Origin of the sequence: Staphylococcus argensis, assembly GCF_002902305.1 — a bacterium.
GTDB classification, from domain to species: Bacteria; Bacillota; Bacilli; order Staphylococcales; family Staphylococcaceae; genus Staphylococcus; species Staphylococcus argensis.
On sequence record NZ_PPPX01000001.1, the window covers coordinates 1,071,113 to 1,086,936 of the forward strand.

Sequence of the window (15,824 nt, forward strand, 5' to 3'; positions counted from 1 at the left end):
CCACAAGTCATTATACAAGACAACTGCGTAAATAAAAAGTATCTCTTCTTCGTTCAAACGATATTTTAGGCAGACAACCTCTTAGTGATTCTCGTGTACTAATCTCTATAAAATTTAAAAACACACAGTTCTTCTATAACAATTGACTGGAATAATTGATGCAACTATGAAATCAAGTAGAGTTCTAAGTCACCCTAAAAGCGTGTTAAAAGATGGGAAATTAAATTCACATTGTTATGACTCTAGAACATAAAAGAGTCCGTAGACTCGGGCGTCTACGGACTTGATCATCAAGATTATACTAAAATCTTTTCATCATTTGATTTTTTCTCTTTGTGTACGACAATTTTACCGTTATTTTTCTTCAACTCGCGTTTTTTCATAATACCCCAAAGAGGTACGGCGATAAATACAGATGAAATAACACCTGAAACTAAGCCGATGAGTAATGCGAGTGAGAAGTTAAAGATGCTTGTTGCACCAAAGATGAGTAATGCGATAACCACAACAACTACAGTGAGTACTGTGTTAATGGAACGTGTCATTGTTTGTCTAATTGATCTATTGACGATGTCGTCAATTTGTTCTGGTTCGCGAATGACTTTCACTTTCTGCAAGTTCTCACGTACACGGTCAAACGTAACGATAGTATCGTTGATTGAATAACCTACGATGGTGAGTACAGCTGCGATAAAGGTAATATCTACTTCTAATCTAAAGATACTGAATACCGCAACCATGATAAAGACGTCGTGGAGTAAAGCGAGAATTGCGGAAAGACCCATGCGCCACTCGAAACGTAGTGTGACGTAAATAATGATACCGATCGAAGCGAGTGCGAGAGCTTTCATCGCGTTCTTAGCTAACTCTTGACCAATGAGTGGTGATACCGTATTGACTGTTGGATCGTGACCGAATTTATCATGTACCATGTTTTTCAATTTAGAAACTTGGTTTTTATTTAAGTCATCCTTGAATTGCACGGTAACATTTTTACCACTTTCACCAATTGAGATTTGGTCAGGCTTGTAATTCGCTTTATCGAATGTCTCAGTGACTTTATCTTGTTTCACTTTGTTATCTGTAGTGAAGTCTACGCGTGTACCACTTGAGAAGTCGATACCTAAGTTCAATCTAAAGATGAAGAGAATGACTGCACCGACGATAACGATAAGTACACTTAGTGTTAATAATGGTTTCGCCAATTTCATAAAGTCCAGACGTTCATAAGGCGTCTTGAGATCATGAACATCTTTACCTTCGTTGATATCGTGACGATCTTTCTTAGACACACCGAATAGCCAGTATGATTTCTTGAAGTAGTTTGAAGAAATCAATAATGACATCAGAATTCTTGATAAGAAGACGGCTGTCACGAAGATCATTAAGATACCGAGTAAGAGTAACGTTGCGAAACCTTTAACTGAACTTTCCCCAAAGAAGAACAGTACAGCAGCAGCGATAACTGTCGTTAAGTTGGCATCGACAATCGTTAAGAACGAGCTCTTATTCGCTTTCTTATAAGCTTGTTTCAACGTTCGTCCGACTTTCAATTCGTCTTTAATCCGCTCGTACATGATAATGTTGGCGTCTACTGCCATACCTACACCGAGCACGAGCGCTGCGATACCTGGAAGTGTGAGTACACCAGAGATAAAGTTGAAAGCGACGAGTGTTAAATAAATATATGCAGTCAATGCGATGTTAGCGACTAAACCTGGAAGTCTGTAGAATCCAAGCATAAATAAGTACACTACTGCTACACCAACAAGAGATGCAAAGAGCGTCTTGTTCAACGCATCTTGACCGAATTGTGCGCCGACTGAGTTAGAGTAAATTTCTTTTAAGTCGACTGGAAGTGAACCTGCATTGAGTAAGTCAGCGATTTGTTTTGCACGTTCTACGCCTTCCTTACCATTGAAGCCACCAGAAATTTCAACACTATCACTGTTGATTGGTTGGTCTACGTTGGCTGCAGAAACATACTTCGGTTTCTTACCTTCTTGTTCTTTCTTAGATTCTTTATGGTAAGAATCACCTTTTTCATAGTCTAACCAAACGACCATGACATTCTCTTTTTTCTTAGAAATTTCTTCCGTAACCTTTCTGAACTTGTCAGAGTCTTTCACTTTGAAAGTAACGGTTGGAGAGTTTGTATTCTGTTTGAATTCTTGTTTCGCTGTCCCTTGTTTCAAGTCTTTACCTGTAAGTTTGACGTTATCATCAGCGTCACGTACAGTGAGTTTCGCTTTAGAAGAGAGGATATCTCGTGCTTGTGACTGGTTCTTAATACCAGCAAGTTGTACACGGATACGGTTCTTATCCTCTACTTGAATCTTCGGCTCAGATACACCGAGAGAGTTAACGCGGTTCTCCAACGTTTTAGAAGTGGATTTAACCGCTTTGTCGTCAATCTTATCACCTTTGTCTAGAGGGTTAACTTGATAGAGGACTTCGAATCCCCCTTGCAAGTCTAGACCTAAGTTTACGTTTTTAACTACGCTCTTATATGCAAGTCCCATACCAGCGAATAATAATACGACTAACAGTATGAACGCAGCTATTCTACTTCCTTTCTTCACATGAACACCTCATTGTTAACTAATGTCTTAATCATACTTGATACGTATGCGTTAGTTCAAGCTATTATCGGTCTTTCTCTTTGTCTATGACCTACTTATAATAACATACAACATTTATAATCCAAACTATCAAAGTATTTCACAATCTATTATGTATCTTTGTTCAGTTGAAGTCACTTAATATCTATGTGAATAGTAAGATTCCACTTATTATATTTCTCAGTGGATTAAAAAAGGTTCAAGTTGATACTATTCAGTACAACTTGAACCCTTCCTCACCCTATAACGCTTTGTCATAGTGATTAATTATGATGGATCAATTTGTTTGATCGCTTGTTTCTCTATAGCGAGTTCTTCACCTTTATCGTTTAACACGAGCACTACAACATTGTCATCAACGCTGCGAACTTTCGCTTTAATACCACCTAAAGTAGTCACATGTTGACCTGACTCGAGTTGTGATAACATTTCACGATGTTGTTTCTGTCTCTTCTGTTGTGGACGTACCATGAACAAATACATCACAAGGAAGAGTACAACGATAATTATAATTTGCACAGTTAATTAACTCCTTTATTGATCAATATTTGTATGATTAAGATGGGTCAACTTGCTTAATTGCAGGTTTCTCCATTGTAATTTCTGTGCCTTTGTGTAATTTGAGCACAACTGTTGTTTCGTCAACAGAATGTACAGTTCCTTTAATACCGCCAATTGTTGTTACCTTTTGGCCTTCACTTAATTGTTGTACCATTTCACGATGTTTCTTCGCTCTTCTTTGTTGTGGGATAATCATAAACACAACTAAGACGATTAATAGAATAATAGGAATGATAAGTGTCGTCATTGAACCCATTAATATATTCCTCCTCAGTATTGTTAAAAGTTTTTAGGGTTATCTACATTGAGACCATATTGTTCAAAGAATTCTTCTTTGAAATCTAATAGTCGATCTTCTCTAATCGCTTGTCGAATTTGCTCCATCAATTTGAGAAGAAAATGTAAATTATGATAAGTAGTAAGACGGATTCCGAAAGTTTCTTCTGCTTTTACTAAATGTCTGATGTAAGCACGACTATAATTACGACAAGTATAGCAATCACAGTTTGAATCAAGCGATCCTAAATCATCTTTGTACTTGGCATTCTTAATGACGAGACGTCCCTCAGAAGTCATACAAGTACCGTTACGCGCTATACGTGTAGGTAGCACACAATCGAACATATCCATACCACGGATACTGCACTCAATTAATGCATCTGGAGATCCTACTCCCATTAAATAGCGTGGTTTATCAAATGGCATAAATTGTTCCGTATACTCAACCATCTCGTACATTGTGGGCTTCGGCTCACCTACAGAGAGGCCTCCAATCGCATAGCCTGGGAAATCAAGCGCAACGAGTTCTTCAGCACTTTGCTTACGTAAGTCTTTGTACTCGCCACCTTGTATAATTCCAAACAACGCTTGTTCCTCTGGTCGTTGATGCGCTTCTAAACAGCGTTTCGCCCAACGCGACGTACGTTCGATTGAATCCTTAACATATTGATATTCAGCTGGCATTGGTGGACATTCATCGAAGGCCATCATAATATCGGAGCCTAAATCATTCTGTATCGCCATAGATTTCTCTGGGCTTAAGAATAGTTTAGAACCGTTCTTATGATGTCGAAATGCTACACCTTCTTCAGAAATCTGTCTTAAGTTACTCAAACTAAAGACTTGATAACCACCTGAATCTGTAAGGATGGGACCATCCCAATTCATAAATTGATGTAGTCCCCCACTCTTTCTGATAATATCATTTCCGGGTTGCAACCACAAATGATAGGTGTTTCCCAAGATAATCTTAGCCTCCATTTGGTGCAACTCTTCAGGACTCATCGTCTTAACTGTAGCTTTCGTTCCCACAGGCATAAACATCGGTGTTTCAAACGAACCGTGTGGGGTGTGTACAATGCCTAGACGTGCACCTGATTGTTTACAAGTCTTAATATGTTCGTATGTAACAGCAGGCATAACTGTTCCTCCCTATTAAATAATTAACATTGCGTCGCCGAAACTGAAGAAACGGTACTTGCGTTCTACGGCTTCTCGATAAGCGTTAAGTACGTTCTCTCTTGTGCTAAAAGCTGAGACGAGCATGACTAATGTTGATTTCGGTAAGTGAAAATTCGTGATGAGGCCGTCGATGGCTTTAAATTGATAACCAGGATAAATAAAGATATCCGTCCAACCACTCGTCGCTACAAATTGATCATGTTGTGATCTCACTGTTTCTAACGTTCGAGTTGTTGTCGTACCGACAGAAATAATACGACCACCTTCACGTCGCGTTTCATTGAGAAGTTGCGTAGTTTCTTCTGAGATTTGATAATATTCACTATGCATTTCGTGATCGTCAATATTTTCAACACTCACTGGGCGAAATGTACCTAGTCCTACATGTAACGTAATAAAAGCAATTCGAATTCCTTTCGCTTTAATGGATTCCAACAACTCATCTGTGAAGTGCAATCCAGCTGTTGGTGCTGCAGCAGAACCACTTTCCTTGGCATACACGGTTTGATAGCGATCAGGATCATCTAAACGCTCTTTAATATACGGTGGTAAAGGCATTTCACCGAGTTCATCTAAACGCTCTTGCAAGATTCCTTCGTAGTGTAGACGCATGATTCGACCACCTTGGTCAAGTTCTTTAATACATTCAGCTACAATCTTACCTTCACCAAATGACAAACGTTGTCCAACTTTAATACGCTTTGCAGGTTTCAATAAGACTTCCCAATCATTGTCCTCGAGATGTGTTAACATGAGCATTTCAACTTTAGCCCCTGTTTCCTCCTTGATACCGAATAGACGTGCAGGCATCACTCGTGTATCGTTGAGTACTAAAGTATCGCCCTCTTTGAGATAGTCAATCACATCCGCAAAGTGTAGATGGGTCGTCTCACCAGATTCTCGCCCCATTACAAGCAGGCGACTTTGGTCGCGATGCTTCAACGGCGTCTGCGCAATGAGCGATTCTGGCAAGTCATAGTCAAATTCCTCAATATCCACTTTGGTCCCTCTTTTCTCCTTTTTGAAAATGCTCATAAGCTAAAGCTGTAGCACGACGTCCTCTTGGCGTACGTTCAATAAAGCCTTTCTGTATAAGGAAAGGTTCATAGACATCTTCAATTGTGATGCGTTCTTCGCCAATCGAAACTGCTATCGTGTCTAAACCTACAGGTCCACCGTTATATTGATCGATAATGCAATTGAGCATCTTATGGTCAATATAGTCTAAGCCATGATCATCGACTTGCAGTAAATTCAACGCTTTCTTCGTCGTTTCGATATAGATTTGATCATCTTCGTTCACTTGTTGGAAGTCTCTAACACGTTTTAATAAACGGTTAGCAACACGTGGTGTACCTCGGCTACGTTTAGCTAATTCGAGTGCACTTTCCTCATCTATTGCAGTATCCAATACTTCAGCAGTACGCGTAATGATTTCTTTCAATTCTTCTTCGCGATAGTATTCAAGTCTTAAATGCACACCGAAACGGTCTCTTAATGGTGCCGTTAAACTTCCTGCGCGCGTTGTAGCTCCGACAAGCGTAAAAGGTGGTAAATCGATACGAATGCTTCGTGCTTCTTCTCCTTTACCAATCACAATGTCTAGGAAGAAATCTTCCATTGCCGGGTACAATACTTCTTCAACCACACTACTAAGTCGATGAATTTCGTCAATAAATAACACATCACCAGGTTGTAGCCCGGATAATATCGCTGCTAAATCACCCGGTCTTTCAATTGAAGGGCCTGAAATTGTACGGATATTGACATCCATTTCATTTGCGATAATATTTGAGAGCGTCGTCTTCCCTAGTCCTGGTGGCCCGAATAGTAAAACGTGATCTAACGGTTCTTCTCTTAATTTCGCAGCCTTAATAAATACTTCTAGATTAGATTTAATCGAGTTCTGACCGATGTATTGTCGTAACCGTGTCGGGCGCAATGACAACTCGAATGATGACTCTTCGTTATGCATGTGTTGATCTACCATTCTGTCGTCCACTGCTGTGCCTCCTCTCTACTTGGTATGAAGTATGTTAAGATACGAGCATCTGTAGGCCTTGACGAACAGCGTCATCTACACTATCCGGTGTCTCAGCTGCTAATTTCTTCTCAACTTTCTTCAATTCACGTTTAGAATAGCCTAAAGCTTCTAACGCAAGTAATGCTTCTTTAACGATAGTTTGTGATTCATCTTGAGATGCTGTTGGCTGTAATAAATCCATTTGACTTTCGTCTGTAATTTCGACTTTCCCTTTCAAATCAAGCACAATTTGTCTGGCTGTCTTTTTACCAATGCCTGGAAATTGAGTTAAATAGGCATCGTTTTCGTTCTCAATCGCTCTCTTCACATCGTTAGGGGAACTACTTGCTAAGATGGCAAGCGCGGATTTCGGACCTATACCTGTTACTTTGATTAAACTTAAAAACATCGATTTCTCTTCTTCATCGTGGAAACCATACAGTAACTGTGAATCTTCACGTACAATGAGAGAGGTATAAATCGTCACTTCTTGGTCTAAATGACGTTGGAAACGATATGAATTAGGCGTTTGAATTTCGTAACCTACTCCGCCTTGTACTTCAACTACTACATGAGTAGGAAAGAGTTGCGTTAATGTTCCTTTGATATATGCGTACACATTTACACTTCCTCTTAAATCGTCATACTTATAAGTTCAACTTTGGTCACATTATCAATTTCTTTCAATAAATCGACAACATCGTCGAGTTCAAGATCAGTATCCGTCGCATCGAGCGAAAGCGTAATCGTCGCTCGATTTTTCATCGGGATACTTTGATGGATAGTCAGTACCGAGAGATGCCAAGTGGATAATTTATTTAACACATTTGCGAGCATACCAACGACGTCATTCACATATAGGATAAGTGTGAATTCTTTCGTCGTCTGCATTTTTTCTTCAACTGGAAAAATCGTATCACGGTATTTATAGAATGCACTTCTGGATAGGTCAAATTGTTTTACTGCTTCAAATATGGACATATCCGGGTCTTGTTTGAGTGCTTCTTTAATTTTTAATGTTTTCACTACAGATTCTGGCAGCACATCTTCTCGAATGAGAAAGAACTTTTTATAATCCTTATTGTTCATTTACGCCACCTCTATTCGACAAATTCAAATTCTCCACCTAGTATTCTAACGATATCACCATTTTCACAACCACGTTCACGTAATGCTTCATCAATACCCATAGAACGCATTTGTCTAGCGAAGCGTCGTACTGCAGGATCACTGTTAAAGTCAGTCATCTTGAATATACGTTCAATGGCTTTACCTTGAACTACATATGCACCGTCGTCATCACGTGTAATCGTAAAGTGATCTTGACTTGGTGTATGTTTGTAAAGCACACGGTTCACGCCGAGATCTTCTTCTGTCTTGTAGAAGTCGATATCTTTCACTTCTTCAAGTTTATCCGCTATAGCAAATAAGAGTTGATCAACGTTGTGATGCGTCACCGTGGATAATGGAATGATTTGTACATCTTCTTGACCATCCTCAGCGAGTTGCTCTTTAAAGAGTTCTAACTGATCTTCAGCTTCTGGTAAGTCCATCTTGTTTGCAACGACAATTTGTGGACGATCTTCTAGACGTTGCTCATAAGCCTTTAATTCTTTATTAATGATTTGGTAGTCTTCATAAGGATCACGCGCTTCTGATCCACTCATATCAATCATATGAACGATCACTTTCGTACGTTCAACGTGTCTCAAGAATTGATGTCCCAGACCTACGCCATCGGATGCACCTTCGATAAGTCCTGGCAAGTCTGCCATAACGAAGCTACGTTGATCAGGTGTGGAGACTACACCTAAATTAGGTTTAATCGTTGTAAAGTGGTAATTACCCACTTTCGGCTTGGCTTTTGAAACGATGGACAATAATGTAGATTTACCAACACTTGGGAACCCGACGAGACCTACATCTGCTAATAGTTTAAGTTCTAGTGTAACTTCTATTTCTTCACCAGGTTCGCCATTTTCACTAAAGTCTGGTGCTGGGTTACGTGGAGATGCGAAACGTGAGTTGCCTCGGCCTCCTCGCCCGCCTTTAGCAATGACAGCTCTCTGTTTATGTTCGACTAGATCTGCTAATACCTCTCCATCTTCGACATCTTTGACGATTGTGCCTGGTGGTACGTGTAACACGAGATCTTCTGCATTTTTGCCATGCATATTACTACTTTGGCCGTTGTCACCTTTTTTCGCTTTGAAATGACGTTGGTATCTGAAATCCATTAACGTACGTAAACCTTCGTCTACTTCAAGTACTATTGATGCACCATTACCGCCGTCACCGCCAGCAGGTCCGCCGAAAGGTACATATTTTTCACGACGATATGCAGTGATACCATTACCACCGTCACCCGCTTTAAGTAGAATCTTGACTTGATCGACAAACATCGTCTCACCTCTTTTTCTTAAAATGTATCCTAACAATTATATCATTAACTTAGCACTTAGAAAATAAAACAAAAAAATTAACACCAGTGGTCGAAACCTACTGGTGTTAACATAGACAAGTATTACTCAGCTGCTGCGTATACAGAAACTTGTTTCTTGTCACGGCCTTTGCGTTCGAATTTAACAACGCCATCAATTTTAGCAAATAAAGTGTCGTCTCCACCGCGACCAACGTTTTGGCCTGCATGGATTTTAGTACCACGTTGGCGGAAGATGATTGAACCTGCAGTTGCAAATTGACCGTCAGCACGTTTAGCACCTAGGCGTTTAGATTCTGAGTCACGACCGTTTTTTGTTGAACTTACCCCTTTTTTAGAGGCGAAGAATTGTAAATTTAACTTTAGCATAGGGTTTACACCTCACTTATAATTTAATCTTATATTATCATGATATTCTTCTTCAATCGTTTGTAATGAAACGAGCATCGCTTGTAATATCAATTGAGCTTGTTCATTATTCGTATCAACACTTCGTATATGGAAGTGTCCTCCGTCATCATCGTAATCGATGTCTGGTTGTTCAGCTGTTAGACCCATGATGGCATTTACACTGCCGAACACGACTGCAGATGCACCGGCACACACGATATCATGACCGTATTCTCCGTGGTCTGCATGGCCATCCATGATTACATCCGTCACTTGACCTTCTTCATTCAAAGAAATATCAACAGTAATCATAATTAAGCGTTGATTTTGTCGATTGTTAATTTAGTGTACGGTTGACGATGACCTTTTTTACGTTTAGAGTCTTTACGACGTTTGTAAGTGAATACAGTGATCTTACGGCCGCGGCCTTGTTTGTTAACTGTAGCAGTAACTGAAGCACCGTCAACTGTTGGCGCACCAACTTTAACTGAATCTCCACCTACAAATAAGACTTTATCAAATGTGAATGAGTCACCTTCGTTAGCATCTAATTTCTCAACGAAGATTTCTTGACCTTCTTCTACTTTGATTTGTTTTCCACCTGTTTCGATAATAGCAAACATACTTTGCACCTCCTATAATCTAAGTCACGCCAATTTCAGGTGACAGTCATGTACTTAAACCTGAAATCGAGCGGTTGTATGTAGCTATAAACTACTCAACTTCTGCATTTTAGCATTACCCATGTAGATTGTCAATCTTACGTTGAATATTTTAAAAAAACTTGTGTAAGATCGGAAATAAAATAATCAACAGTATTAGATTAATAATTAGTGTTGGTACGATCCGGAAAAAGATAAACGATATAATGTTAAAGTCGATAAGACCAAGCACGCCATAAATGATAGCTGAAAAAATTTCAAAACATAGCGTACTGAGTAACACCAAGACAAATAACATCGACTTGTCGCGATAGAACACTTTAAATAGCTGATCGAATAACACGACAAGTAGTAAATACCCAAATAAGTAAATACCGTAAATCGTGCCAATCGTGACATCGGTAATGATGCCTAATACGATGGACAAGATCAAAGCTACATTGAGACCTCGATAAATACATATCATCACTAAATACATGAGTGTGAGATGTGGCACGAAGATGATACTTGTGTGTCCGATATGCATAGGGATAACTAGACTGATAGCGACATCAATATAGAAAAGTAAGAGACCGATGAGAAAGTAAGAAAGTGCGCGCATTAGTTATCCCCACTTTCGCTATCCGCTGAGCTTGCTTCACGTTGAGCTACGTAAACATGATTAAGATCACTGAGTTCTGAACCTGTCTTCACGCGAACTTGTTTCGCTAAGCCATAGCCATCGTTCTCAACCTTCGTTACCTCGCCTATGTATAGCTTACTTGGCAACTGGTCTGCGAGACCACTCGTAACGACTTTATCACCCTTTTTGACTGAATCTTTATTATTAATATCACTAATTACGAGTTCCCCAGTCTTATCATCAAAGTGATCGATTAATCCAAAGACATTAGCGTCTTTATGTTGAATATTCACAGATAAGCGATTATTTCGCGTATTTGTAGAGATGAGATCGACTTGTGAAGAGAATTGATTGACTTTCGTAATACGCCCCACAAGCCCCTCTGAAGTCATGACAGCCATATTATTTTTGACTCCATCTTTCGCACCTTTATTAATGACAATCGTGTTCATCCACTGATCAGGATTACGTCCGATGACAGTGCTTGAAATAGGATCATATTTAGAAATATCTTCAATATCTAATTCTTTTTTATACTTTTTATTTTCAGCTTCAAGACTTTCATTCTTAGCCTCGAGCTGTTTGATTTTATTCTTAGTAGCTTTGGACTCGTCTCCAGAAAAGACCTTTCCGATAGAGCCTGCTACAAATTGAACAGGATAGCTGACTATACGTTGACCTGCTGATGATGAGTCCCCTATGTATTGTTCAACAGAAGATTGCGACTGCGAACGTATAGACAAGCCGATGAGGGCGATAAATACGATAATCGAGCATAATATCACCACTAGCTTGTTATTCTTGAAAAACTTTGACAACCTAAACACCTCTAATATAACCCGAAATTTAATGTTCTTTATATATTCTATCTAAATGATCCCCCTAAATAAAGTACAAAGTCTAAAGTCATGAGCGAAGTTAAAGAAGATTGACTCATTGTTTATAAAGTTAGAAATAAATAAAGGGTTTAAGTTGAAGTTACTTCATCATCAACCTAAACCCTTACAATCATGTTCGAAGACGTTGCTATTTTATTTTAGTCATCTTTGTTTTGATTGTCTGAATCCGTTTCTTCTTTATCGTTATCTTTTTCGTCTTCTTTATATAAAGTTTCGTCTTTTCTCCAACGTGCGAATAAATTTTGCGCTTTTGCTTGTTCATCCGCTTTTTTCGCTTTAGATTGTTCACTCATTCTTTGACACCAACCTTTATTAGCTTTATACAATATAACGCTAACGCATTTAATTGCGTATTTCAAATACTCTATTCAAAGCTTGAAGCAGGTTTGAGTTCGATATCTTGACCGAGCTGCTTCAAATCTTGTTTCATTTCAATTTCAGTAGCATAGACACGCATCTCATCTGAACCAAATCGATACATGATGAACTGTTCGTCTCGTTGACCGATGAGGAACTCATCATTATACCCCATTTTAGAGAAACCTGTGACAGACATAAACTCTTTTTTATCTATCCAGTTAAAAACATTTTCAGTTTGGCTTAGAGGCACATTATTTAGAATATCATTCTTCTCTAGACTATAACGCTCGCCATGCTCTAGTTCTGGTGGATTATCGCTCTGTATCATCGAGGGTGTGTGATGATTTACAGGATTCCAATCCTTATCTTTTAAGAAAGGTGCGTATTTTAAAGCGACAAGTACTATTGCTATAATGAGTACAATTGCTATGATGTTTTTTATTATTGAAAAGATAAAACGCATACTACACCCTCCTATATGATTACATCAATTATACTTAAAATTATACGAATATGAATCCGTCTTAAGCACGACTTAAACGACTGCTCAAGACCGATGCACGTCTAGCCATCAACTATTATAATATATTATAAAGGAGTGAACTACATGAACGTACTTGCGATTATATTAATTGTTTTTCTCGCAATTATCTTATTTAAAATTGGCATACGGTTATTACGTTTCATTATATCGCTGGGTATTCTAGCATTGTGTATATATCTTATTTATCAAGGAATCTTGTGGATCTCCGAGAATTACCAGCAATTTCTCAATTAACTATACGCAACACATTACTAATAATATATCCAAGTTCCAACAGTCTTTTTAAGTGTTTGTGATAGACGCTTAAATAGGCTGTTTATTTTTTGATCTCAATCACTTTTAACCACATGATAATCTTCTCCTTTCCACTATCCTTCTAAATAACCGTCTTCAATTAAACTCGTAAATTGATTATCGCCTATGATGACATGATCGATAAGTTCAATACCTAACAGCGCTCCACAATGCATGAGTCGCTTTGTCGTTTCAATATCTTCAGCTGACGGCGTTGCATCTCCGGATGGATGGTTATGCATTACAATAATAGAGTTACATGCAATCTTGACCGCCTCATTAAATACTTCTCTAGGATGGACGACTGAAGAAGTAAGTGTGCCACGAAATATCTCTTTATATTTCATCACAATATTTTTAGCGTTCAAGTACAGAACGACAAATTGTTCTTGAGAAAGATGCTGCATACGTCCCATCGCAAATCTGGCCACGTCTTCTGGACTCTTAATTTGAAATTTCTCAGAAGTATCTGCAGAATGCATGCGTTCTCCTAGTTCAAAAGCAGCCTTTAGTATGATTGCTTTATACATACCTATTCCTTTAACTTCCGTGAGTTCATTAATCGATAACTGTTTTAACGCTTTTAACGATTTTGTCTGCTTCAACAGTTCTCCAGCAATTTCTACACTTGAGTAGCCTTTTCTTCCTGTGTTTAAAAGTATTGCTAGTAATTCAGTGTGTGATAATTTATCTGCCCCGTAATGTAATAAACGTTCACGAGGTTTTTCAGTAGGTGCGAGTTCTTTAATTTTCATAGAATTTCTCCTCCAAATAATAAAGTGGTATAACTTACCATTACAAAACAGAAGGCACTAAAGATAAAAGGAACGAGTGGTATCATGAGACGTCGACGGTAGTAACCAGAGAGGATAACTATAACCGCAAACAGTCCCGCAAAAATGAAAGTAAATAATAAAACATAAGTAAATAGATGAAAAGGTAAAAATAAAGCAAGAAAATTAATCAACAGTATATCGCCATAGCCTATACCAGAGCGAACAATGAAAAATAAAATGTGAGAAATAAGTAGTACAATTAGAAATTGGAGCCATTCACAGTGAAATAAAACGCAACAAGCCACCACAAAAACAAACAAGAGATTGAGTGAAATTGTTAAAGTTGCGATATCACTTATTGCAGTAGTAAGCAATAGAAGAAATAGAGCGATAAATAATGAGCGTGAAATGGGTAGCTGCCAATAAAGTAAAAGCGCACCTGCCATTGCTAAGCATTCACCTATAAAATAGTATATAGATAATCGTTGTCTACAGCACGATGTCCTCCCTTTCTGGCCGCAGAAACTAAGTATAGGGATTAAATTATAGAATCTTAAAGGTTGATGGCAGTGGTCACAAGTAGAACGCTGTAGGAAATATTTGAACGTGAGTTGTTCTTCACTAGAGAGTTGATACAAAAAGCTAAATAAGATAGGAAACATTATAAACGCTAAAATCATCCGAACCTCCTCAGAACGATTATAGCACGCATTAACATTAAATAACAAATTTATTTATTTTAAACATTTCAAAGTAAAACACAATAAATATCGAAAATTGCAACCTACTCCTATCGAAACATAAAAAAGTAGCGCTGTTTTCATTCAATAAAAATAAAAACAGCACTACTGAAAAATTTTCTTCAAAATAACTTAATCCATCAGCCTATCTCACTCATCGATTAAGCATCAAAATCAATCTTAGATTTCACTTCACTAATAAAATACAAGCTTCCTGTAATGAGTAAAGCATCACCTTGATAATTTTTAATAAAATTAACATAATCTTCGACGATTTCTTTGTTGTCTCCAGGGACCGCTTCTATAATCTCTTCACTCGGCAATGCTTTAGGAAAATCAAAATCAGTCACGTAAAACTGACGTGCAATCCCTTTCAAACGACTGACCATATCATCGATCGGCTTCCCTTTAATCGCTGAAAAGAGCACATCAATATCTTCAATATGATAATAATGTTGCAACGTATCAATCAACGCATCAACACTTTCGCGATTATGGGCGCCATCGATAATAATCAATGGTTCATCTTGAACGCGCTCAATACGACCCGTCCATTGCACATGTTCGATGCCATCGATCATTTTATTAAAATCAAGATTAACGTAACCTGCTTCGTTTAACTCAATCAATGCAGTAATCGCAAGTGAAGCGTTCTCCTTCTGATGTTCCCCAACCATATTTAAAGCTAATGTTTCGAGCTCATAATCTTTATAACGATAAGTGAATTCGTCGTCTTCAGACACAATTGTGATATCACGATCAAACTCGATACCTTTCGCATCAAGTTGTTCAACCTGATCGCGCATAATTTTTAAAGCTGCTTCGTTCTTCACGGCGTAAATCACGGGCGTGTGAGGTTTGACGATCGCACTTTTATCCTTAGCGATATCGGTATAGCTATCGCCAAGAATCTCAGTGTGATCGAGGCCTACACTCGTCAAGATCGTCAAAATAGGATCAAAGACGTTCGTTGAATCGTTCTTAACGCCTAGCCCAGCTTCAATCACGACGAAATCAACAGGATGAAGTTCACCAAAGAACAGATACATCATCGTCGTAATAATTTCAAATTCGGTTGCCGTACCCAATTCGGTCTCTTGTTCTAATTCCTCGCTCACAGGTTTCACTTTCTGAACCAATTCAACAATGGCGTCATCAGAAATAGGTTGACCGTCAATACTAATTCGTTCATTAAATGTTTCAATAAATGGAGAGGTAAAGGTCCCCGCCGTGTAGCCGTTGTCATTTAAGGCTGCTCTAAGGTAAGCGACCGTTGAACCTTTACCATTTGTCCCACCTACATGGATGCCACGAATATGACGTTCAGGATGCCCTAAACGCTCTAACATCCACTCCATACGTTTCACACCTGGCTTGATGCCAAATTTCGTTCTCTCATGTATCCAATATAAGCTATCTAGGTAATTCATG

19 protein-coding genes and 1 other annotated feature are annotated in these 15,824 nt (G+C 38.5%); all 19 genes read right to left on the bottom strand.

Going from position 1 to position 15,824, the window contains the following annotated elements; all coding sequences use genetic code 11:
* Nucleotides 1-296 precede the first annotated feature (296 nt).
* The gene (secDF, locus tag CD039_RS05215; protein WP_103371414.1) at nucleotides 297-2,582 is read right to left on the bottom strand and encodes a protein translocase subunit SecDF; all 2,286 of its coding nucleotides are present in this window, start codon (nucleotides 2,580-2,582) and stop codon (nucleotides 297-299) included.
* A 306-nt stretch (nucleotides 2,583-2,888) separates the two neighbouring features.
* Nucleotides 2,889-3,140, bottom strand: a complete 252-nt coding sequence (gene yajC / locus CD039_RS05220) for a preprotein translocase subunit YajC (protein ID WP_082144720.1) — start codon at nucleotides 3,138-3,140, stop codon at nucleotides 2,889-2,891.
* Between the two features lie 37 nt (nucleotides 3,141-3,177).
* Nucleotides 3,178-3,438, bottom strand: coding sequence for a preprotein translocase subunit YajC (gene yajC, locus CD039_RS05225; RefSeq protein WP_002473120.1), 261 nt, complete (start codon nucleotides 3,436-3,438; stop codon nucleotides 3,178-3,180).
* A 23-nt stretch (nucleotides 3,439-3,461) separates the two neighbouring features.
* The gene (tgt, locus tag CD039_RS05230) at nucleotides 3,462-4,601 is read right to left on the bottom strand and encodes a tRNA guanosine(34) transglycosylase Tgt (RefSeq protein ID WP_103371415.1); all 1,140 of its coding nucleotides are present in this window, start codon (nucleotides 4,599-4,601) and stop codon (nucleotides 3,462-3,464) included.
* 15 nt (nucleotides 4,602-4,616) lie between these two features.
* Nucleotides 4,617-5,642 carry a tRNA preQ1(34) S-adenosylmethionine ribosyltransferase-isomerase QueA gene (gene queA, locus CD039_RS05235; protein WP_103371416.1) on the bottom strand — a complete coding sequence of 342 codons (1,026 nt, stop codon included), beginning with the start codon at nucleotides 5,640-5,642 and terminating at the stop codon, nucleotides 4,617-4,619.
* Nucleotides 5,632-6,645 (bottom strand): Holliday junction branch migration DNA helicase RuvB, encoded by a 1,014-nt coding sequence (gene ruvB / locus CD039_RS05240; protein WP_103371417.1) that lies wholly within the window; start codon nucleotides 6,643-6,645, stop codon nucleotides 5,632-5,634. Before ruvB ends, queA begins: the two co-directional genes overlap by 11 nt.
* Before the next feature lie 34 nt (nucleotides 6,646-6,679).
* On the bottom strand, nucleotides 6,680-7,285 hold the full coding sequence (ruvA, locus tag CD039_RS05245) for a Holliday junction branch migration protein RuvA (protein ID WP_103371418.1): 606 nt from the start codon (nucleotides 7,283-7,285) through the stop codon (nucleotides 6,680-6,682).
* 14 nt (nucleotides 7,286-7,299) lie between these two features.
* Nucleotides 7,300-7,755 carry an ACT domain-containing protein gene (locus CD039_RS05250; protein ID WP_002471528.1) on the bottom strand — a complete coding sequence of 152 codons (456 nt, stop codon included), beginning with the start codon at nucleotides 7,753-7,755 and terminating at the stop codon, nucleotides 7,300-7,302.
* An 11-nt stretch (nucleotides 7,756-7,766) separates the two neighbouring features.
* Nucleotides 7,767-9,068: a GTPase ObgE gene (obgE, locus tag CD039_RS05255; RefSeq protein WP_103371419.1), complete on the bottom strand. Its 1,302-nt coding sequence runs from the start codon at nucleotides 9,066-9,068 to the stop codon at nucleotides 7,767-7,769.
* Nucleotides 9,069-9,190: 122 nt separating this feature from the next.
* Nucleotides 9,191-9,475, bottom strand: coding sequence for a 50S ribosomal protein L27 (gene rpmA / locus CD039_RS05260; RefSeq protein ID WP_002471533.1), 285 nt, complete (start codon nucleotides 9,473-9,475; stop codon nucleotides 9,191-9,193).
* Between the two features lie 12 nt (nucleotides 9,476-9,487).
* Nucleotides 9,488-9,808: a ribosomal-processing cysteine protease Prp gene (locus CD039_RS05265; protein WP_103371420.1), complete on the bottom strand. Its 321-nt coding sequence runs from the start codon at nucleotides 9,806-9,808 to the stop codon at nucleotides 9,488-9,490.
* A gap of 2 nt (nucleotides 9,809-9,810) precedes the next feature.
* A complete protein-coding gene (rplU, locus tag CD039_RS05270; protein WP_002471542.1) occupies nucleotides 9,811-10,119 on the bottom strand; it encodes a 50S ribosomal protein L21 in 309 nt (102 codons plus the stop codon).
* 12 nt (nucleotides 10,120-10,131) lie between these two features.
* Nucleotides 10,132-10,205, bottom strand: a sequence feature (ribosomal protein L21 leader region).
* Nucleotides 10,206-10,270: 65 nt separating this feature from the next.
* On the bottom strand, nucleotides 10,271-10,759 hold the full coding sequence (gene mreD, locus CD039_RS05275) for a rod shape-determining protein MreD (RefSeq protein WP_103371421.1): 489 nt from the start codon (nucleotides 10,757-10,759) through the stop codon (nucleotides 10,271-10,273).
* Nucleotides 10,759-11,598: a rod shape-determining protein MreC gene (gene mreC, locus CD039_RS05280; protein WP_167386229.1), complete on the bottom strand. Its 840-nt coding sequence runs from the start codon at nucleotides 11,596-11,598 to the stop codon at nucleotides 10,759-10,761. Before mreC ends, mreD begins: the two co-directional genes overlap by 1 nt.
* A gap of 218 nt (nucleotides 11,599-11,816) precedes the next feature.
* Complete coding sequence (locus CD039_RS11840) at nucleotides 11,817-11,972, bottom strand: hypothetical protein (RefSeq protein ID WP_167386230.1); 156 nt, start codon at nucleotides 11,970-11,972, stop codon at nucleotides 11,817-11,819.
* A gap of 71 nt (nucleotides 11,973-12,043) precedes the next feature.
* Complete coding sequence (locus CD039_RS05285) at nucleotides 12,044-12,502, bottom strand: DUF4930 family protein (RefSeq protein ID WP_103371423.1); 459 nt, start codon at nucleotides 12,500-12,502, stop codon at nucleotides 12,044-12,046.
* 449 nt (nucleotides 12,503-12,951) lie between these two features.
* A complete protein-coding gene (gene radC / locus CD039_RS05290) occupies nucleotides 12,952-13,632 on the bottom strand; it encodes a RadC family protein (protein WP_103371424.1) in 681 nt (226 codons plus the stop codon).
* Nucleotides 13,629-14,333, bottom strand: a complete 705-nt coding sequence (locus CD039_RS05295) for a prepilin peptidase (protein WP_103371425.1) — start codon at nucleotides 14,331-14,333, stop codon at nucleotides 13,629-13,631. Before CD039_RS05295 ends, radC begins: the two co-directional genes overlap by 4 nt.
* Before the next feature lie 221 nt (nucleotides 14,334-14,554).
* Nucleotides 14,555-15,823 carry a bifunctional folylpolyglutamate synthase/dihydrofolate synthase gene (locus CD039_RS05300; RefSeq protein WP_103371426.1) on the bottom strand — a complete coding sequence of 423 codons (1,269 nt, stop codon included), beginning with the start codon at nucleotides 15,821-15,823 and terminating at the stop codon, nucleotides 14,555-14,557.
* Nucleotide 15,824: the final 1 nt, after the last annotated feature.

Coding starts and splice junctions, on each gene's coding strand:
- yajC (WP_002473120.1), bottom strand. CDS start 3,438: ATGGGTTCAATGACGACACTTATCATTCCTATTATTCTATTAATCGTC.
- tgt (WP_103371415.1), bottom strand. CDS start 4,601: ATGCCTGCTGTTACATACGAACATATTAAGACTTGTAAACAATCAGGT.
- CD039_RS05250 (WP_002471528.1), bottom strand. CDS start 7,755: ATGAACAATAAGGATTATAAAAAGTTCTTTCTCATTCGAGAAGATGTG.
- obgE (WP_103371419.1), bottom strand. CDS start 9,068: ATGTTTGTCGATCAAGTCAAGATTCTACTTAAAGCGGGTGACGGTGGT.
- rpmA (WP_002471533.1), bottom strand. CDS start 9,475: ATGCTAAAGTTAAATTTACAATTCTTCGCCTCTAAAAAAGGGGTAAGT.
- CD039_RS05265 (WP_103371420.1), bottom strand. CDS start 9,808: ATGATTACTGTTGATATTTCTTTGAATGAAGAAGGTCAAGTGACGGAT.
- rplU (WP_002471542.1), bottom strand. CDS start 10,119: ATGTTTGCTATTATCGAAACAGGTGGAAAACAAATCAAAGTAGAAGAA.
- mreD (WP_103371421.1), bottom strand. CDS start 10,759: ATGCGCGCACTTTCTTACTTTCTCATCGGTCTCTTACTTTTCTATATT.
- CD039_RS11840 (WP_167386230.1), bottom strand. CDS start 11,972: ATGAGTGAACAATCTAAAGCGAAAAAAGCGGATGAACAAGCAAAAGCG.
- CD039_RS05285 (WP_103371423.1), bottom strand. CDS start 12,502: ATGCGTTTTATCTTTTCAATAATAAAAAACATCATAGCAATTGTACTC.
- radC (WP_103371424.1), bottom strand. CDS start 13,632: ATGAAAATTAAAGAACTCGCACCTACTGAAAAACCTCGTGAACGTTTA.
- CD039_RS05295 (WP_103371425.1), bottom strand. CDS start 14,333: ATGATTTTAGCGTTTATAATGTTTCCTATCTTATTTAGCTTTTTGTAT.
- CD039_RS05300 (WP_103371426.1), bottom strand. CDS start 15,823: ATGAATTACCTAGATAGCTTATATTGGATACATGAGAGAACGAAATTT.